The organism is Photorhabdus sp. CRCIA-P01 (genome assembly GCF_003545805.1).
GTDB classification, from domain to species: domain Bacteria; phylum Pseudomonadota; class Gammaproteobacteria; order Enterobacterales; family Enterobacteriaceae; genus Photorhabdus; species Photorhabdus antumapuensis.
Genome location: NZ_NMQR01000006.1, coordinates 44,403 through 64,520 on the forward strand (window position 1 = coordinate 44,403; position 20,118 = coordinate 64,520).

The following is a 20,118-nucleotide window of genomic DNA, read 5'->3' on the forward strand; positions in this document are numbered from 1 at the left end:
TGATTATCCAGTGATAGCTTTTCATGATTAGATGAATTCTTTACACACGCACTTCGCTGGTCGGTTTATTCCTGTTACAAACCAATAATCCGGCAATGATCAAGGTAATCAATGCGACATATAACGCAGGCTCCAATCTCCCGGTTATTGCGGTGGAAACCGCTGACAGCATCGGCCCAATAAGCTGCCCAACAGCATATCCCGTCGTCAATAACCCAGCCATATAACGGCTATGTTCCGGTGCTAATTCACGACCATACTGAAACGCCATTTGCACCACACACATAAAACCACCACCAACCAACAAAGAGCTTAATGCCAGACCACCTATTCCCGGAATGATCTCAGCGATAAGAATACCCACCGCCTGAATCCATAAAGTGATCGCCAGCCGGATTTGCGTTGTCAGCATATGACGGGTCAGAATAGCAAAACCGATGCCGATGACCGCGGCGGCACCAAATATTGGCCAGACAAACTGGGCAAACAAGCTGCCAGGGAAACGATCGCTTGCCATTTGCGAAAGAAAAGTCGCAGGTAAAATATAACCAAACCCCGCTAAACTGTAGCTCCATACCAGCCGCTTAATTGCAGGTGTCAAAGTCAGTTTCTTCACCTCGGCCTGCGAACGGTGTAGCTCACCACTACGGGGAAAATGCCGACTAATATAGATACTACAAATCAGCGCCAAAATGCCATACAACAGCCATGCTTCGGCAGCGTTCACTTGCCATGCTTGAATACCAATAGCAAGGATACCAGTAACGAATATCCCGACTCCCGGTCCGGCAAATATGGCAGCACTCAACGCAGGACGATTCAATTTAGCCAACTGTTCATTGGCCCATGATGTTACTAGCACCAATGTCCAACCACTCGCCCAACCAATAAAAAAACGGGCGATACTGTGCAATATCGCCCCATACAGTAGTGCAGAGAGTAATGTGATAATCACTGCTCCCCATAATCCGGCCCAAAGCCGATATTCAATCAAACGGTGCGCCCGCATTGCATCATAAGAACCGGCCAGATATCCCAGATAGTTAAAAGCCGCAACGATACCGGCCCCAGTCAGACTAAACTGGAATTCCGCGATCATTAAAGGCACTTGAGGAGTGAAAGCAGTACGCCCAATTCCCATAGCGACAACCAGTGCCAAAAATCCACTCATTGCGATATGAAAAGCGAGGTAGCGGTGACTCTGTTGCAGGGAAGTTGAATTGTTCATAGTCATAAAATATTATTTTTTTAATTTATTTCTCATAAGCTATAACATAAATTAAATACAATACACACTTTTAATTAACAAAGTTCCCAGAAAAACGTAAATTATTTCTGCCCATAAATAAAAAATCAGTAAGCAATTAATTACAGTATCTGGAACGTCAGCGTATATGAATTTTCGTACTCTTCTCCACCTTATTTACTTTACCTCTATTAAGTTACCTCTATTAAGGTTAAATCGAGTTTTGCAACACAACATTAGCTGAATTAGCCAGACTTCCACACAATAACGCCAAAATGGTACTAACAAACCTGTCTATAAGAGATATGATTCATCATGTTATGTACAAATATTAATAAGGAGCATTTTTATGTATAAAGCATTTCAAGGTAAAACAGCCATTGTCACCGGTGGTGGAACCGGTATAGGACGGGCTATCAGTATTATGCTGGCAAAACAAGGTGCGGCTGTCGCCGTGATCTATTCACAAAGTGAACTTGATGCGCTGGAAACAACAGAAGCCATTATCAAAGATGGGGGACAAGCTATCGCGATAAAAGCGGATGTTGCCGACGAATCGGCTGTGCAAGCAATGATAAACACCGTCGTGGAAAAATTTAGCGGGATCGACTATCTGGTAAATAACGCGGCGACAACCAGACAACTTCAATTTGAAGATCTTGATGCCATATCTAGCGATATTTGGGATACCATTATTGATGTTAATGTGAAAGGCACATTTCATTGTTGCCGGTATGCGGCACCTTATCTTAAAGCAAGAACGGGGAGTGCTATCGTGAATGTCGGCAGTATCGCTGGCGAAACGGGCCTGGGTTCTTGTATCCCCTATGCCGCTTCCAAATCAGCGGTTCACGGGCTGACAAGATCCTTGGCTCGGGCACTGGCTCCATCGGTCAGGGTTAACTGCGTAGCGCCAGGCGCCGTTGAAACAAGATGGTGGAAAGGGAGAGAAGAGAAAATGCATACACTTTGCACTTATTTGCCCTTAGAAAGAATTTCAACGCCAGAAGATGTTGCAGAAATAACCTTAATGTTGCTAAAAGCAGAATCGATGACAGGACAAATCATAACAGTTGACAGTGGTCAAACCTTATAATCTCTTGACCACTTTAACCCGGCTATTACAACAACAAATTCTCTGATGCCAGGTTAATCATGATGTTCTATGCGCTTGTTACATATTGCGGCGTTTTGGATAACCGACACCAATATCGCCGCGTTTATGGAACAGACGCTCAAAATCAAATATCACTCACACATATGATGATCTCTGCCATAATGCCATTAATAAAAAACGTTATCTGGGAGCTTCATTATGGATCACTGTCATATCTCTGGGTTGATCTCTTTGCAGCAGGCGTTGGAAAAACTTCTGACGCAAGTTACACCTCTGACTGACACAGAAACCGTCAGCCTCCCGCAAACATCAGGACGCATCACGGCAACAAATATTATTTCTCCTATCAATGTGCCCCCTTTTGCTAACTCAGCAATGGATGGCTATGCCGTGCGCCATGCCGATTTAAACAGCAATAAACCCCTGCCTCTGGCAGGAAAAGCGCTGGCAGGCGCACCTTTTCAAGGAAAATGGCCGGTTGCAACCTGTATCCGCATTATGACTGGCGCGCCTATTCCCACAGGTGCCGATACGGTTATTATGCAGGAGCACGCAGAAACTACTGATGATGGCGTCGTTTTCACTCAACCAATCAAACAGGGTCAAAATATCCGTCTGGCTGGCGAAGATATGACTAAAGGCGCAGTGGTATTGTCGGCAGGCAGCAAATTATCCACCGCTCAATTACCCCTGATTGCGTCTTTAGGCATCGCCGAAGTTGAAATGGTTCGCAAATTAAAAGTCGCTATTTTTTCGACGGGTGATGAGCTACAAGCTATCGGTCACCCACTCAAGGAAGGGCAAATTTATGATACCAACCGTTTTGCTATTCGCCTGATGCTGGAAAAACTGGATTGCGACGTTATTGATTTAGGGGTTATTGCAGACAATCCCCAAGCTTTACGTCATGTTTTCGCACAAGCAGATCAACAAGCTGATTTAGTTATCAGCAGTGGTGGTGTTTCTGTGGGTGAAGCGGATTACACCAAGCAGATTCTGGATGAATTAGGAGAAATCAGTTTCTGGAAACTAGCCATTAAACCGGGTAAACCTTTCGCTTTTGGCAAACTAAAAAACGCCTGGTTCTGTGGTCTGCCTGGTAATCCAGTTTCAGCCGTCCTGACTTTCTATCAATTAGTTCAACCTTTAATCGCTCGCCTGTCCGGCTTTACGGCATGGCAACCTCCTATGCGTATACGCGTCAAGGTCACCACGCCATTGAAAAAGACACCGGGAAGAATGGATTTTCAACGGGGTATTGTTTCGGCGAATAAACAAGGTGAACTGGAAGTCCGTACGACAGGGCATCAAGGCTCTCATATATTTAGTTCATTCAGTCAAGGAAACTGCTTCATTGTTCTGGAACGTGAACGTGGGCGGGTAGACGTTGGTGAAAATGTTGAAATCGAATTGTTCAATCACTTACTGAAAAATGAATAATGGCCATTGAACTAACAGACGCAGAAACCCTACGCTATAACCGTCAGATTGTTCTACGTGGATTTGATTTTGACGGTCAGGAAAAATTGAAATCTTCGGCGATCCTGATAGTCGGTGCGGGTGGTTTAGGTTGCGCGGCATCCCAATATCTGACCGCAGCAGGGGTGGGAACAATAGCACTACTGGATTTTGATACCGTTTCTCTCTCGAACCTACAACGGCAGATCCTGCATCGAGATGAACGTATCGGCATGGCTAAGGTGCATTCAGCCCAATTGACGCTCCGGGCAATAAACCCACATGTCACGATTAAAACCGTTAATGGATTACTGGAAGATCAGGCGCTAGATGAACTTATCAGCCAGAATGATGTTGTCTTGGATTGCACGGATAATGTGGCAATCCGCGAACAACTGAACCGCTCGTGTCTGGTAAGGAAAACGCCTCTGGTTTCCGGCGCAGCTATTCGCATGGAAGGACAACTCACTACATTTACTTATCAGCCAGATGCCCCCTGCTACCGTTGCCTGAGCAGACTGTTTGGCGAAAACAATCCGACATGCGTAGAAACGGGAGTCATGGCGCCATTGGTCGGTACCATCGGTACATTACAAGCAATGGAAACCATCAAACTCCTTACTGGATACGGCAAAGTCAGCAGCGGGAAGGTTTTACTGTTTGATGCAATGACGATGCAATTTCGTGACATTAAATTACTTAAAGATCCCAATTGCGAAGTGTGCAACAGTTAATCTATCTACCGATAGAAATAACAATCAATAGAAATAACGCGCCCCGGTTATCTCAACCAGGGCGATTTATGCCACAAGACTATTACTCAATAATTCCCTGACTTCTTAGATACTCATCATAAGTACCTTTAAAATCAATGACCTTATCAGATTTAATTTCCATAACTCGGCTTGCCAATGAGCTAACAAATTCCCGATCATGAGAAACAAATATCAAAGTACCTTTATACAACTCAAGCGCAAGGTTCAGGGATTCAATGGATTCCATATCCAAGTGGTTTGTTGGTTCATCCATTATCAGAATATTTGGCTGTTGCATCATCAATTTACCAAATAGCATCCGCCCTTTTTCGCCACCCGATAATACTTTGACTTTTTTCTTAATATCATCTTGGCTGAACAACAAACGGCCTAATACGCTACGAATAGCTTGTTCATCATCCCCTTCTCTCTTCCATTGACTCATCCAGTCAAAAACTGTCAGATCGCAGTCAAAATCATTGGCATGATCCTGAGCATAGTAACCAATGCTACTATTTTCAGACCATTTAACTGTGCCACTATTTGGCTCTGTTTCACCAACGAGCGTTTTTAAGAAAGTTGTTTTACCAATACCGTTAGCACCAATAACAGCGAGTTTCTCACCAACTTCCAGCAAGAGATTAAGATTTTTAAACAGAGGGCCATTGTCATAGCCTTTAGTCAAACCTTCCAGTTCCAGAGCATTACGGAATAATTTCTTATCCTGCTCAAAACGGATATAAGGATTCTGACGACTGGATGCTTTAACTTCTTCCAACTGGATTTTATCAATCTGACGAGCACGGGAAGTCGCCTGTTTTGATTTGGAAGCATTAGCGCTGAAACGGCTGACAAAAGACTGCAATTCCGCAATCTGTGCTTTCTTTTTCGCATTATCAGCCACTAGACGCTCACGGGCCTGAGTAGCGGCAACCATATATTCATCATAATTACCGGGGAACAGACGCAGCTCACCGTAATCAAGATCAGCCATATGAGTACAAACTGTATTCAGGAAGTGACGATCATGGGAAATAATGATCATGGTGCTATTCCGTTCATTCAGTATTTGCTCTAACCAACGAATCGTATCAATATCCAGGTTATTCGTCGGTTCATCCAATAACAGAACATCAGGATTAGAAAACAGCGCTTGAGCCAGCAATACACGCAATTTCCAGCCGGGCGCCACTTCGCTCATCAAACCGTAATGCCGTTCTACTGGAATACCAACCCCCAGCAACAGCTCTCCGGCACGCGCTTCGGCGCTATAACCATCCATCTCGCCATAAGCCACCTCAAGATCGGCAACACGATAGCCGTCCTCTTCACTCATTTCTGCCATTGCATAGATGCGGTCACGTTCCTGCTTTACCTGCCACAGTTCCGTGTGCCCCATAATCACGGTATCCAACACCGTGAACTCTTCAAAAGCAAACTGATCCTGACGCAGTTTACCAATACGCTCATTGGGATCGGTGCTGACATTGCCGGCAGTAGGCGTCAGATCACCTCCCAGGATTTTCATAAAAGTGGATTTACCAGAACCATTAGCGCCAATCAGACCATAACGGTTACCGTTGCCAAACTTGACAGAAATGTTTTCAAACAGGGGTTTACTGCCAAATTGCATGGTGATGTTGTTTGTACTTAACACTGCATTCGCTCTTACATTGAGAAACAAAAGGGAAATCGGAAAAATCGATAGCGGCGTATTATGCCACAATAGAACGAGAGTATCGCCTATAGTTGTATCTGTTTCTTCGACAAAAGGCTGGAATATGATAGGTAAATAGTTTGAAATGATTGAAAAATATATATGAAAAAATTTAATGTATGAGTACAACAGGCATAATAGGGTTCAAAATTTTCATGTGTGATCGCAAGGTTAGTTATTTGTAATACCCCGTCATCATCGACATATAATCCACTGTAATAAAAGCAACCTGATTATCAGAATTCAAAATCGAGTTCATTTCTTCACGGTGATTTTCTTCCGATGCCGTGAGCCATAATGTATTCCGCAAATACAACCATTCATTAAAATTCCGGTTGCTACCCTCCACAATCCGATAGAGATTATTTTCTAACTGAATAGACGATGATTGCTGATATTTATTATCCATTTTTGATTCAGACATTTTTTCCTATTTAATTTATATCGTACTGCAAATTCATTCGCTAAAACAGACTTAAAACCTCAAGAGCACCCCTGCCCCCCAAGGTTGTCATCCGATAAACGGGTCTGGATTCCCAAATCCTCGAAGAAACTGCGGGTACATGCAATAGCCTGATCAATTCGCTGTTCTTCATTTCCACCGGTAATACCCCAACACGCTCACCATACTGCAACAATTTAGGGATTAATGATATTACGTTCACAACAATTTCCTTTTTACCATTTTTTCATCAAAGATGTAATAGTCCCTATAGTGAATATAATCTTATCTCATTATCCAAATATGTGTTAATCAATAAATTAGTAAACTTCTTAACAAGAATAAAGACTCATTCAATATTACAATCCATTAACATCTCATCAATATAATGATGAATTAATGTTCAAATAATAAAGCTATTATTAATTCATCATAGACTTGGCGGCCTATTTTTATTTGACATTATAGTTGTTTTATATATTAGTTATTAAAAACATAGACATATTTTATCATCTACATCTACGTTTTTAGGTACAAAAATATAATTAACCGGTTGTTATTTTATAATAAAACACAAAGAGTAAAAAAATTGACTTTTATCTGAGAGAACAGGTATCTTAAAAAACATCAAGACAAAATAAAACTTTTTATCTACACCATTTAATAGATAGTTTGTTTTTAACTTTAATCTTTTAAAAGGATAAAAATTATTAAAGACGATAATAAAGTGGTGATAGCGATAAGTAAAAATACTGAGATATAAAAATTGAATTTCAGGAAATATAAAGAAACGGAATTCTAATAAGAAGTAAAAATTAGCTATACCTAATAGATTTCGAGTTGCAGCGAGGCGGCAAGTGAACGAATCCCCAGGAGCATAGATAACGATGTGACTGGGGTGAGTGAAAGCAGCCAACAAAACAGCAGCTTGAAAGATGAAGGGTATATCAAATATAGCTAAAAAGGTTGGTTCCACCCCAAGTTATTTTATATAACCATAACAGGTTGAATTAGAATCTTGGAATTTATTAATTATATTTTTAACATCAATTACAAGAGGTAATATCATGTCAGAGATCGAAGCAATTTCTTTAAAAGCACCAATCAGCGTTATTGCAAAAGTAACTAACAAATCAGAATATAAACTTAAACTTATTCAGGATTCTATCCGTCTGGATCAAGGTGAATGGACTACTCTTCCTCCTCAAGTCATTAACAGAAGCAATGATAGCACGCCTGGAAAAGCGATTTGGAGAAGTGATTCAAACAGCCTGTTAGGTGGTGTTGCAGGACGCTGTACCTATGTATTTGTAGATAGCAAAGGCGAAATCTATAGCATTTATATTACATGGAACAATCCTCTCATTGGCAGCAGCAGCTACTCAATCTCAACCGATTATTTAGGTGATGATTTACATTTATCCTATACAGCAGATGGCGGTAATAATCCAGTAGTAGATTATATGATTGTAAGCTAATACTTAATCACTAGTATTAACCACCATTCCTGTGAGAAGATATTTTAATTAATATCTATACAACAGGAATGGTTTATTTATTCAGAGAGATAATCTCTTTCCCATCTTAATCAATTATGAATTCTTACTTTAATATGTTTTTATAGATGGAGAGCGATAAGTATTAAAACGATCGAGTAAGATAGCAGGATCTTGTTCAATTATTGCCATATGACGATATTTTTCATGCAAGAATTGTTCATCAGCCATTTTATTAATCATAGCAATTAGCGGATCATAAAAGTTATTAATATTAAGAATACCGCAAGGTTTCGTATGTAACCCAATCTGACTCCAGGTAAATACCTCGCTAAACTCTTCCAACGTACCAAAGCCACCAGGTAAAGCAACAAAACCATCAGCTAATTCAATCATTTTGTTTTTACGCTGATGCATCGTTTCAACAACGTATAATTCAGTCAGATTTTTATGTGATATTTCTCGCGCTTCCAATAATGTTGGAATGACACCAATCACTTTCCCGCCCTCTGCCAAAACCGTATTGGCAACAGTTCCCATAATACCCACGCTGGCGCCACCATAAATGAGCGTAAGATTACGTTTAACCAACTCCTTTGCGAAGATAATGACATTTTCTTTATAGATTTCAGATATACCCAGACTTGAACCACAATAAACAGCAATATTTTTCATTATCTCAGCTCCGGTTACTTTATCTTTACATGAAAAATAGGATTATACGTTAGTATCACAATCATACAACTCACTTATAAAACTGATACCAAGAAAAACAAAATAAGAATGGTTTTTTCATATTCAATATATTAGCATTAATCATAACTTATATTTAATTATTATGATATGAAATCAAGTATTAACCAAATTGTATTAAATACCCTCATCACTTATAATTCCCAAATTATCGACACATTAAAATACAATGTAAATTTATATCAGAATTATACTCCAATAATAAAATTTAATTTCACTATAACCATACAATATGGTCTAATAAATGAAAAATATTTCGCTAAAATTATATTCTCTAAACCTATTGAGTTATCTGCCTTTCACTGCGAAGATTATCGGCCAGATCACGTGATTTTAATTGAGGTTTTGCCCGGATGTCTTCTTCCAAGCTCCAAAAGAGTACCTTTCCATTAATACCTGTAATACTGTTACTGCTTGCCATGACATCAATTCAGGGCGGTGCTTCTCTTGCCAAAACGCTGTTTCCAGTCATCGGTGCACCGGGTGTTACCGCACTGCGCCTAGGTCTTGGAACTATCATTCTATTTATTATTTTTAAACCCTGGCGTCTGCGTTTTAGCCGAAAATCCATCATGCCACTGCTTACATATGGTATTGCTCTTGGCGCGATGAATTATACATTCTATATGGCACTGACAACTATTCCTCTAGGTATTGCCGTGGCTCTTGAATTCACCGGCCCACTGGCTGTAGCGATGTTCTCATCACGCCGACCAATAGATTTTCTTTGGGTGGCATTGGTTATCGCCGGCTTAGCTTTCCTACTACCCATTGGCAATAATAATATTGATAGTTTAGATCCGATAGGGATTATTTATGCACTCAGCGCGGGTGTTTGCTGGGCACTGTATATTATTTTCGGCCAACGCGCCGGGGCAGGTCATGGAGCAGCAACTGTGTCTATTGGTTCATTGATCGCTGCTATGATATTTTTCCCTGTCGGTTTGATACAAACGGGGCCAGAACTATTATTTGATATGTCAATTCTCCCTCTGGCACTGGCAATTGCGATTCTGTCTACTGCATTCCCATACACACTGGAAATGATTGCTCTGACCCGTTTACCTGCACAAACATTTGGTACGATGATGAGCCTTGAACCCGCACTGGGCGCGCTATCTGGTATTGCGTTTCTGAATGAGCATTTAACGATAACGCAATGGCTGGCACTGTTCTGTATTATTTTTGCCTCCATCGGTTCTACGTCAACAATAAAAGGAAAACCTAAAATCACCGAAGTCGATTAATCATTTTATTTAATCGAAATAAAATAGAAACCGGAGGAATAAAGTCATTCTCCGGTTTTTTATAAATAAGAAACTCATTCATGACCAAATTATTCACACAGACTCACCTGATAAATTATTATACTTTCCAATATTAATCTAAGAATTTCATGGTAAATATTTTACTATAAAAATTAACTATTGATTTAATAGGAATAAGCTATACCTAATAGATTTCGAGTTGCAGCGCGGCGGCAAGTGAACGCATCCCCAGGAGCATAGACAACTATGTGACTGGGGTGAGTGAAAGTAGCCAACAAATATCCATGACATGCAAGACCATCTAAAAGAATTAGCCGACCGTTATGGTGTTGTCGCTAACGATATCCGCAAAACGCTGGATGAAGTTGAGGATGAAAACACCGCGGATATGTTAACTGCCGCCTCTCGTGATCTCGACAAATTCTTATGGTTTATTGAAGCAAGCGTTGAGCAGTAAAATATAAAGAGCCGTCACATTAAGAGCTCTAAGACTTACAGGCCCCTGTTAACAACGGGGGCCTGTTTACATTAGCCTTTCACCACCCAATACCCGACACGGCAAAACATCATAAAATGCCCTCCGCACGGACAAATTTCGCCATATCCTTTAATAATCAGCACAAATTGTCTATAATCCACACTTATTTTCAGAAATAACTTGAGGAAATAAAAAAATGGACAACGAAGTAAAAGACAGCAATGGCACCCTACTTAATGATGGCGATTCTGTACAGGTCATCAAAGATCTAAAAGTAAAAGGCACATCAGCAACGTTAAAACGCGGCACTTTGATTAAAAATATCCGTCTTACCCATCGTGAAGATGAAATCGAATGTAACTCAGATAAAATCAGAGGGTTAGTATTGAAAACCTGTTTTCTGAAAAAAGTAGGATAAGCCGCCTTTTCTATCGATTTTATTTACCAAATTAGCCGCCCCCTATAAAGAGGGTGGCGCAAAAGGCCGGCATTTTTTGCTAAGAGTAAAAATAAACCCCGATTTTGAGTAGATTTATTCTTGGGCTCTGTCAATTATTACCTTCAGAGCCTAGTTATCATAAACCATGCAGAATTGGCCTTGCTTTCGCTAATTGTGAGTTTCAATTATCCTTTTTTATGTTCTCAATTTCCGCCTCTGAAATAACCTCCGGCTGCTCAATAGGGAAAACAGGCAGCGCTTGCAATAATCTTGGGCCATACCTTTTACTCAGTAAGCGCTTGTCATAAATCACCACATCACCATAGCATTCATGACTACGGATAAGTCTTCCTACTTGCTGAATAAGACTAAAAGAAGCGCTTGGTAAACTCTGTACTTCAAAAGGATAACGTTTGAGTGATTTCAACCACTCGCTTTCAGTAATAATGACCGGATTATTGACCGGCGGAAATGAGATTTTTTGAATGTGAACTTGGGACAGATAATCACCCTTTAAATCCAAACCTTCCGCAAAAGATTGCAATCCAACCAATACGCTACATTGCCCTTCGTTGATACGCTGACAATGAGTTTCCACTAACCGATAACGTGGCTGATCCCCCTGCACCAATAACATCAAGCGTAAATCTGTCACATAAGAGAGAAAGATATCCATCGCCCTCTGACTGCTGAACAATATCAACATACCTTTATGTTGCTGCCTCAGCAATTGAGCCCTGAAATAACACGCCATCTCTTGCAAATGAGCAGTTTCATTGTGCAGTGTCGGCTCCAATGACATTTTGGGAATAATCAGTTTGCCCTGCTGCCTATGATCAAAAGGTGATGACAATGTAACAAAACGGTCGCCTGCTTTTTCAGTTAACCCAGTCAACTCCTGAATACGGGAAAAACTATTCAGAGAACAAAGCGTTGCCGATGTCACAACCACATGAGGAATGCTACTCCAAAGCAGTTGATTAAGCTGTTCGCTGACTCTGATACCGGCACAATGGAAGTAGAGGTGCGACTGATTTTTCTCATCACGGCGTCTAAGCCATTTTGATACCGGTGCACTGGATGACTCTTCCAACGCTGCCAAGCGCCACAGCTTAGTCATATTTTCAAAATATCCCAGCGTACGACTGGTATGCAAAATAGACCGATGCAATCTGACAATATCCTGTTTAGCCGTCCTCTCAGTCAAATCATTCAGTATCGCTTCTGCCAGACCCCGTAAACCGTCGGTCAATTTAAATAGCTGCTGGCAGCAAAGTAGCAAGTTATCCGGTAATTTACCCATTCCGAACAAATACTCATCTACTTCATTCTTTTCAGGTAAAAGCGCCTGAGTGATCATTGCGAGCTCTCTAAAGCACTCCCGTAGTTTTTCACTATGCTCATTCAGGCAACTGGCATTCGCTAAGCGTGGTGGCTTTGCCGGATGGAATTGCACCAGATATTGCTCAACATGACGAACAAAAGTATCTAATTGACCATTAAGTTGAAACAGAGTGATTTCCCCCTCAACTTCCAGAGAATCCCTGGCAACATCCGGTATATGGTGTCCTTCGTCGAGTACCAATAATAAATTTTTAGCATCAGGGAGTACCGACTCATTCTCCAATGCCGCCATCACTAACGCATGGTTAGCGACCACCACATCTACATTATCTATCTCACGGCGAGCAATAAAAAACGGGCAACGATGATAATACTGACAGTTACGTCCCAGACAATTTGCTTTATCTGTACTCACTTTCGTCCACAAAGCATCAGACAAAGCCAATTTATGGTGATCACGCAATCCATCCCAGGCAAAAGTTGTGTAATCACTACGCAACCGACGACACAATTCCCTCTCTTCACTACTGGCAAGCTCTGTTTTGTCCTCAACCAAAAACATGAGATCGATCTGCTCACTCTCGGTTGCACAGATAGCGTCAAGATTACGTGGGCAAACATAACGACCACGACCAAAAGCACCGGTAAATTTCAGATCAGGAATAATTTTACGCAACAGAGGAAGGTCTTTACTGTAAATCTGATCTTGTAAAGCGACATTCGCCGTACTCACGACCAATGGCTTACTTTCCGCTCTGCTGATAGCAATGCCAGGTAGCAGGTAAGAAAGGGTTTTACCGATTCCCGTTGGTGCTTCAATAACCAAATGACGCCCTTCCTGATCCGCAAGGGTTTTTGCAACTTCGGCAATCATCTGTCGCTGCGGAGCACGAGAAATAAAACCATTAATATGTTGAGGTAATGTCTTATACCACTGACTTATCTGATTTTTTATTGAATTGGAAAGTGCCATTGGATTCTACTACCATGAAATCGGAGCGCTATTGTCCCACAGAGCAAAAATGAAATCAGCTTCATACCGAGACAACAATCGGTCAACCCACAATTTAATTCCACATTCGTTAAATTAGTGAGCATCTTGTCAGCTATTCAGAACGCTATATACTGCCTATTTTCTACAACACCTGAGAACAATAATGAAAAAGCTCCTTATCATTTTCATCGCTATCTTTGCATTTGGTTCAATTGGCGGCGTATTCTTGGCGGGCCTTAATATGTATACCCGTTCAACCACACCGATAGAATCACCAACCAGTCAACAACAAGAAACCACCACGGCGCCGGTACAATAACAATAGCGGACCGTGACATTGACTTATCTTTGTATCTAATTCATTTTCGTATCAAGTGAGGGATTCCATGAATAACGCATACTTTGTCACTCCACAATGGTTAAAAGATCATCTTGATGATAAGAATCTTGTCATCCTTGATGCAACCGCCCCACCACCACCTCAACAGATTGATTGTCATAAACTTTGGCTGGATACCCATATCCCCAACGCCCAATTTTTTGATTTAGACAAAATTGCCAATCATCAAAGTGGATTACCTCACATGCTGCCCGACCCGCAAACTTTCAGTCAGGCCGCTGGCGCAATGGGGATCAGTGAAAATCATCTAGTCGTGATTTATGACCAAGGCAATATGTTCTCCGCCCCTCGTGCATGGTGGACATTTAAGATATTCGGTAGCCGCAACGTCCGTATTCTTGATGGCGGTTTACAAGGCTGGCAACAGGCAGGATTGCCAACAGAATCAGGTGAAGTGAAACGCAATCCCCAAATCTTTAATACCGATTTCGATGCCAACAAAGTGAAATCCCTGGAACACATTCTGGATGTGCTAAATGATCAACAAACCCAAATTGTTGATGCCAGAGCAACAGACCGTTTTCAAGCTAAAGCCCCAGAACCGCGTCCTGGATTAAGAATGGGCCATATTCCTGGCAGTAAAAACGTTCCGTGGACCATGTTGGTAGAGAATGGTCACTTTAAATCAAAAACTGAAATTACAGATATTTTCCATAAGCAAGGCGTCGATTTAAACAAACCGGTTATCGCCAGTTGTGGATCGGGTATGACTGCTGCCGTTTTAGTATTGAGTTTAGATATCATCGGCAAGAAAGATGTTTATTTATATGATGGATCATGGGCTGAATGGGGAGCAGACAATACCCTACCACTTGAGAAATAATTAAATACCATAGGGCATATTCACTCTATGCCCTTTGCCGCCGCGCTGCGGCTCGAAATCTATTAGGTATAGATATATTTTTCAGTAATCAAATAGCATCCAATCAAATAAGTTCCATATCGTTATATTTCATAATTCTATCTATTAATTTCTCAATAAAGATTATCATTTATCAATCATAGTTACATAAAATAATCAAACGAACATATTTGTAAATTTAAATATTATTATTATCAACTTAAAATTCAACTCTGTTTTTTATTTGTAAATAAGATTAAGATATTATTCCAATAGGGATTGCCTTTAGCGGAAATACATAAGGAGATCAGCACCAAGATGGGTTTAAAACCCATTGATTTTTATCTTGAATATTACCCTGCTCCACGTTTTACCACAAAGAAATAAAAATAAAATACCCTTATGCAACGGATTATAAAAAAGTTGAATATTGATACTTTTACCAAAGCATAATATCAAAATTTATATTATAAAAATGGAGAGTAAAAATGACTATTTCTCTTAAAGATCAAAGAATAAATCTCGCACTCAGCTTTATCAGTGGTGCAGGGAGTATAATAACTGAAAAACCAGAGCCGACTATGGTTGCAGAAGATATTCAAACATCACTGGAAAAGAGCAGAGTGACAGCCAACAGATTTTCTATTATTTGGGGCCCCGCCGTTTTTCGCGTTGATAACGGCAATAACACCAAGGGTAATAAGGACGACCACGTTTTATTCATTGTAAAAAATCGCAAGATTCCCCATGATTATCGCATCGTTATCCGAGGATCATGGTCTGATGTTAACTGGCAAGTTGAAAATTTTGCTGTACATGAAACAGTAAATTGGTCACTTTGGGATCAGAATATTCCTGAAGAATTTAAAGATGCTAAGATTTCTTATGGAACCCATATAGCATTAAACTATATTGTTAATCAAGTAAAAAGTAACAATATTCCTGGATATGGAGAATCACTCATCGAAGCAATTAATAAAATTGCTTCGGAAAAAGGCATACATAATATTACCATCACCGGGCACAGTTTGGGTGGTATTCTCTCTTCTACCCTTGGATTATATTTAAAACGCTTATACCTTAATAAAGGGAACAATAATATTCGTATTCATGTTTGCTCTTTTGCCAATCCAAATACCGGTAATGATATTTTTGCATCTTATATTAAATCTGTTTTTAACGGCACCTTAACAACCAGCTATAAAAGCCATTTTTTAAGGATATATAATCGTAAAGATGTTATTTCCCTCATCTGGAATCTGGATGGATTAGAGAAAATCCCAACAATCTATGAACCATTAATTAAATTAGATGAAAAATTAATTAACAGATTTAAAAAGATTGTTCTTCTCGTGCAAGATAAAGGTTACACCAAACTCACGCCAGATTTACCTTTTACAGCACCTATTGCAGAACTGGATCTCAATAAGCAAGTTGTTTTCCAACATATTAAAGCCTATGCCAACCAATATGGCATGAATTTATTGGAGGTTAATGACGGCACTCAACCACCTACTGATGATATTGTGGTTATTAATAGTAATCTATCTCAAGATATCGTCGCTTATTTCTTACAGATACCGCTGCCTGAATGACAATATTAATGTCGCATAAATTTATTATGCTTCATCTATATTTTATCTAAACTTAATGGAGCCTTATTATAAAGACTCCATTGAACGATAATTATTTAAACATAATAAAAAACCACTTTTCTCCATATATCACTAGAATATCACTGATTTATAATCATTCCAGATTAAATTATTCGCAGAGATAATATCAACGTTATTCATACATTAGTTTCCTTGAGCAAAAACATAATCCAAAAAGATAGTAATAATATTTAAATGTAATTATTCAATATATAATCCAATCGTTTATTTTTAATTTCAAAATAAATAATTTATATTTTCGTCAAATAAAATAATATCAAAAAACCTATGTACTTATTTGACAGATCTGAAAGTTATTATTAACTTTAAGTTAAATTCTGTTTTTGTCTAAATGGAAGAGCAAAAGAATTAAATCTTGATATTTAGACCGATACCTCGCATTAACACTTATTACATGAAAAAATAGGGAGTAAAAATGACTATTTCTCGTGAAGATCAAAAAATAAATCTCGCGCTCAGCTTCGTTATTAACTCTGGAGGTATAAAAACTAGCAAACCAGAACCGGGCATTGTTTCGGAAAATATCCAAAGATCATTGGAAAGCAGTAAAGCAACAGCAAACAAATTCACTATCATTTGGGGACCCGCGGTGTTTCGCGTTGATGACGTTGATGGGAAAAAAAGCGTTATAGATAAAAAGGACGATCATGTTCTATTCATTGCGCAAAATCGCCATGACCCAAACGACTATCGCGTGGTTATTCGGGGATCATGGTCCGATATTAACTGGCTTAATGAAGATGTTATTGTCTGTAACACGCAAGATTGGGCACGATGGGATTCAAGATCACCCAAAAATGCCAAAATAGCCCATGGAACCGACATGGCATTAGGCTATATTCTTAATCAATTGAAAAGCAACAATCCTCCGGGTTATGGAGAATCGCTCACTGATGCCATTGATAAAATTGCCCAGAAAGAAGGGGTACAAAACATTACTATTACAGGACACAGTTTAGGAGGCGTGCTATCTTCTACCATTGGTTTATATCTAAAGAGACGGTATCTTGATAAGGGAAACAACAATATTCGAATTAATGTCTGTGCTTTTGCCGGCCCAACTGCTGGCAACGATACTTTCGCATCCTACTCTGAATCTATTTTCAATGATATATCAGTTGTTGGTTATAAAAGTAATTTTCTGAGAATTCATAATAGTATAGATGTCGTTCCCTTAGCCTGGCATATAAAAGGTTTAGAGGAAGTTAAAGCTATCTATCCAGTGTTAACTGTAACAATTAATGCTCTTATCCTCTCTGTCCTTGATAAGAATTACACGCAAATTTTCCCAGATTTCTCTATTCATTCAAAAATCCCAATATCACCAATAGCGTCGTTTGATGATTTACTGGTTAATATTGGCAATCAACATACTCATGCCTATACCAAAGAGTATGATATGAGTTTCATCACCATTGATGATAATTTAAACATACCGACTGATTACGATATTGTTGTCATTAATGATAGCCTATCCGAAAGTATTGTTGATCTCTTCAAGTTTTTAATCAAGGATAAAATCAGTATCACATAATTTTATATTATTATGTATATTTCTCTCAGAGTATAAATGGGACCTTTATTAAAGGTTCCATTCATTGCAATAAATTACTTTCCATAAGCAGTATGATATACAAAGTAACTCATATAATCTTTCAAAGATGTAATGATATTTCGTGTAACTATTTGGCACATCATCTTTATCACTTATTTTTAATTTCATAATAAATAATTTACATGTTGCCAAATAAAATAACATTAAAAAATCCTTTGCACACATTTGACATATTCAAAATTCATTATTAACTTTAACTATATTTTCCATTTAAACGTAAGCTTCAAAAAATTAAACCTTGATGTTTTAACCTAAAAATCAGATCAACATTTAAAAATGGGAGAGATAAAAATGACTATATCCTGTGAAGAGCAAAAATTAAATCTTGCATTAAGCCTTATTATTAATTCTGGAGAAATTTCTGACAAACCAGACAAAATAAAAGTCATTGAATGTGATATTCATAAATCACTTAAGAACAGTAAAGCAACAGCAGATAAATTCTCTATGGTTTGGGGGCCGGCTATATTCCGTATTGATGAAAAACACCATGACAAAAAATATGATCACGTTGTAATGATTGTGAAAGATATCGATAATCCAAGTGACTATCGCATTGTCATTCGAGGAACCTGGTCTAGGATTAATGAGATTAATGAAGATCTTCATGTATCTAAAACTGTAGACTGGTCTAACTGGGACACAAATATTCCTCAAGAATTTAAAGACGCTAAAATTTCCCATGGAACAGACTTAGCATTAACCTCTCTTATTAATGGCTGTCCTCTTAATGAGGACAATGAACCACTCATCGATAAAATTAATAAAATTATCAAAGAAGAAGGGAAAAATAAGATACTGAATATTACCGTCACGGGACATAGTTTGGGCGGTGTACTCGCTTCTACTATTGGCTTATATCTGAAGAGAAAATACCTTAATGAAGGAAACGACAATATTCGTATTCAAGTATGTACTTTTGCAGCCCCAACTGCCGGTAATGATATTTTCGCCTCCTATTCCGACTCCGTTTTTAAAGGTACATTAAGCCCTGATTCTTATGAAAGTAATTTTCTAAGAATTCATAATAACCATGACATCGTTCCACTAGCATGGGCTAAAAATGATTTGAAGAAAATTGAGAAACTCTATCCAATACTAATAATTGGAGTTGAGATTTATATCCACAAAACCCGCCATATAAACTATACCCAACTCTCCCCAGAGTTCTCTTTTTCAGAGAAGTTAAATAAACATCAAAACTTACTTGATAGTATAGGGTTTCAACATATCAATGCATATCCAAAATATTATCAAATGAGTTACAAAGAAATTCATGGCAATTCAACGATACCGACTGGCTGCGATATTGTTGTGATTGATAATAACTTATCTAAACATATTCATAACTGTTTCAGCTCTCTAATTAAAGATTAGAGCAATATTACATAACCTTACCCTATTGTAATATATTTTCTGATTCATCAGTAATGGAACCTTTATTAAAGGTTCCATTCATTGCAATAAATTACAATTGAATAGAGTAAATAAATTATTTTTCCTACCTATAACTAATTACAGTAATTCACTATCACTCACTTTTGTAGATACCAATATATACCCTTCATCTTTCAAGCTGCTGCTTTGTTGGCTACTTTCACTCACCCCAGTCACATCATTATCTATGCTCCTGGGGATTCGTTCACTTGCCGCCGCGCTGCAACTCGAAATCTAATTATTTTCCATAGCTAATAATTAGCTATGCCCTTCACGTTATCATTACCAATAGCTAATATACCCGTTATCTTTCAAGCTGCTGCTTTGTTGGCTGCTTTCACTCACCCCAGTCACATAGTTATCTATGCTCCTGGGGATTCGTTCACTTGCCGCCTCGCTGCAACTCGAAATCTATTAGGTATATAATCTTAAAAAATCATAACATAATTTTTACTATTTATTTTAAAGTTCATAATAGATAATTTATTTTGTTAAATAAAATAACTTTAAAAAATTATATACTCTCATTTAACAGATTTAAAGATAATTATTAACTTTGACTCTGTTATTTAAATAAAAACCCAAAGTATTGATCATTAGTGTTTAAGCTAACACACCAGATCAGCATTCATTATATTAAAA

The 20,118-nt window shown here is 38.8% G+C and carries 17 protein-coding genes and 1 pseudogene; 12 read left to right on the top strand and 6 right to left on the bottom strand.

The window, feature by feature from the left end:
- Positions 1 to 40: 40 nt before the first annotated feature.
- Complete coding sequence (locus tag D3222_RS05935) at positions 41 to 1,234, bottom strand: YbfB/YjiJ family MFS transporter (RefSeq protein ID WP_198672752.1); 1,194 nt, start codon at positions 1,232 to 1,234, stop codon at positions 41 to 43.
- Positions 1,235 to 1,595: 361 nt separating this feature from the next.
- Between D3222_RS05935 and D3222_RS05940 the strand changes: the two genes are divergently transcribed.
- From D3222_RS05940 to moeB, 3 genes are all read left to right on the top strand, one after another.
- On the top strand, positions 1,596 to 2,342 hold the full coding sequence (locus D3222_RS05940; RefSeq protein WP_118985336.1) for an SDR family NAD(P)-dependent oxidoreductase: 747 nt from the start codon (positions 1,596 to 1,598) through the stop codon (positions 2,340 to 2,342).
- 219 nt (positions 2,343 to 2,561) lie between these two features.
- The gene (moeA, locus tag D3222_RS05945) at positions 2,562 to 3,803 is read left to right on the top strand and encodes a molybdopterin molybdotransferase MoeA (protein WP_118985337.1); all 1,242 of its coding nucleotides are present in this window, start codon (positions 2,562 to 2,564) and stop codon (positions 3,801 to 3,803) included.
- A complete protein-coding gene (gene moeB / locus D3222_RS05950; RefSeq protein WP_118985338.1) occupies positions 3,803 to 4,555 on the top strand; it encodes a molybdopterin-synthase adenylyltransferase MoeB in 753 nt (250 codons plus the stop codon). Before moeA ends, moeB begins: the two co-directional genes overlap by 1 nt.
- Before the next feature lie 82 nt (positions 4,556 to 4,637).
- On the opposite strand, the gene D3222_RS05955 is transcribed toward moeB, so the two are convergent.
- The 3 genes from D3222_RS05955 to D3222_RS25405 all read right to left on the bottom strand — a co-directional run bounded on the left by D3222_RS05955 (position 4,638) and on the right by D3222_RS25405 (position 6,958).
- Positions 4,638 to 6,233, bottom strand: a complete 1,596-nt coding sequence (locus D3222_RS05955) for an ABC-F family ATPase (protein WP_118985339.1) — start codon at positions 6,231 to 6,233, stop codon at positions 4,638 to 4,640.
- Positions 6,234 to 6,468: 235 nt separating this feature from the next.
- On the bottom strand, positions 6,469 to 6,717 hold the full coding sequence (locus D3222_RS05960; RefSeq protein WP_118985340.1) for a hypothetical protein: 249 nt from the start codon (positions 6,715 to 6,717) through the stop codon (positions 6,469 to 6,471).
- A gap of 40 nt (positions 6,718 to 6,757) precedes the next feature.
- Positions 6,758 to 6,958, bottom strand: coding sequence for a hypothetical protein (locus tag D3222_RS25405; protein WP_198672753.1), 201 nt, complete (start codon positions 6,956 to 6,958; stop codon positions 6,758 to 6,760).
- 844 nt (positions 6,959 to 7,802) lie between these two features.
- On the opposite strand from D3222_RS25405, the gene D3222_RS05975 reads away from it, so the two are divergent.
- Positions 7,803 to 8,213, top strand: coding sequence for a toxin (locus D3222_RS05975; RefSeq protein ID WP_118985342.1), 411 nt, complete (start codon positions 7,803 to 7,805; stop codon positions 8,211 to 8,213).
- 129 nt (positions 8,214 to 8,342) lie between these two features.
- Here the strand turns inward: D3222_RS05975 and D3222_RS05980 are convergent, their stop codons facing one another.
- The gene (locus D3222_RS05980) at positions 8,343 to 8,906 is read right to left on the bottom strand and encodes a TIGR00730 family Rossman fold protein (protein WP_118985343.1); all 564 of its coding nucleotides are present in this window, start codon (positions 8,904 to 8,906) and stop codon (positions 8,343 to 8,345) included.
- A 431-nt stretch (positions 8,907 to 9,337) separates the two neighbouring features.
- On the opposite strand from D3222_RS05980, the gene rhtA reads away from it, so the two are divergent.
- From rhtA to D3222_RS05995, 3 genes and pseudogenes are all read left to right on the top strand, one after another.
- Positions 9,338 to 10,231: a threonine/homoserine exporter RhtA gene (rhtA, locus tag D3222_RS05985; RefSeq protein WP_118985344.1), complete on the top strand. Its 894-nt coding sequence runs from the start codon at positions 9,338 to 9,340 to the stop codon at positions 10,229 to 10,231.
- Between the two features lie 292 nt (positions 10,232 to 10,523).
- Positions 10,524 to 10,709 (top strand): annotated as a pseudogene (locus D3222_RS05990) (DNA starvation/stationary phase protection protein Dps); the annotation flags it as partial.
- Positions 10,710 to 10,926: 217 nt separating this feature from the next.
- Positions 10,927 to 11,148, top strand: coding sequence for an alkylphosphonate utilization protein (locus tag D3222_RS05995; RefSeq protein ID WP_118985345.1), 222 nt, complete (start codon positions 10,927 to 10,929; stop codon positions 11,146 to 11,148).
- A 202-nt stretch (positions 11,149 to 11,350) separates the two neighbouring features.
- Here D3222_RS05995 and dinG read toward each other — a convergent pair whose 3' ends face one another.
- Complete coding sequence (gene dinG / locus D3222_RS06000; RefSeq protein ID WP_118985346.1) at positions 11,351 to 13,486, bottom strand: ATP-dependent DNA helicase DinG; 2,136 nt, start codon at positions 13,484 to 13,486, stop codon at positions 11,351 to 11,353.
- A gap of 184 nt (positions 13,487 to 13,670) precedes the next feature.
- Here dinG and D3222_RS25410 point away from each other — a divergent pair, with 184 nt between their 5' ends.
- The 5 genes from D3222_RS25410 (at position 13,671) to D3222_RS06020 (ending at position 19,416) form a co-directional block, all read left to right on the top strand.
- On the top strand, positions 13,671 to 13,826 hold the full coding sequence (locus D3222_RS25410) for a hypothetical protein (RefSeq protein ID WP_198672754.1): 156 nt from the start codon (positions 13,671 to 13,673) through the stop codon (positions 13,824 to 13,826).
- 67 nt (positions 13,827 to 13,893) lie between these two features.
- Entirely contained in the window at positions 13,894 to 14,730 is an 837-nt protein-coding gene (sseA, locus tag D3222_RS06005) for a 3-mercaptopyruvate sulfurtransferase (RefSeq protein WP_118985347.1), read from the top strand.
- A 506-nt stretch (positions 14,731 to 15,236) separates the two neighbouring features.
- Positions 15,237 to 16,343: a lipase family protein gene (locus D3222_RS06010; RefSeq protein WP_118985348.1), complete on the top strand. Its 1,107-nt coding sequence runs from the start codon at positions 15,237 to 15,239 to the stop codon at positions 16,341 to 16,343.
- A 496-nt stretch (positions 16,344 to 16,839) separates the two neighbouring features.
- On the top strand, positions 16,840 to 17,958 hold the full coding sequence (locus D3222_RS06015; protein ID WP_118985349.1) for a lipase family protein: 1,119 nt from the start codon (positions 16,840 to 16,842) through the stop codon (positions 17,956 to 17,958).
- A gap of 372 nt (positions 17,959 to 18,330) precedes the next feature.
- Positions 18,331 to 19,416 carry a lipase family protein gene (locus tag D3222_RS06020; protein ID WP_118985350.1) on the top strand — a complete coding sequence of 362 codons (1,086 nt, stop codon included), beginning with the start codon at positions 18,331 to 18,333 and terminating at the stop codon, positions 19,414 to 19,416.
- Positions 19,417 to 20,118 lie beyond the last annotated feature (702 nt).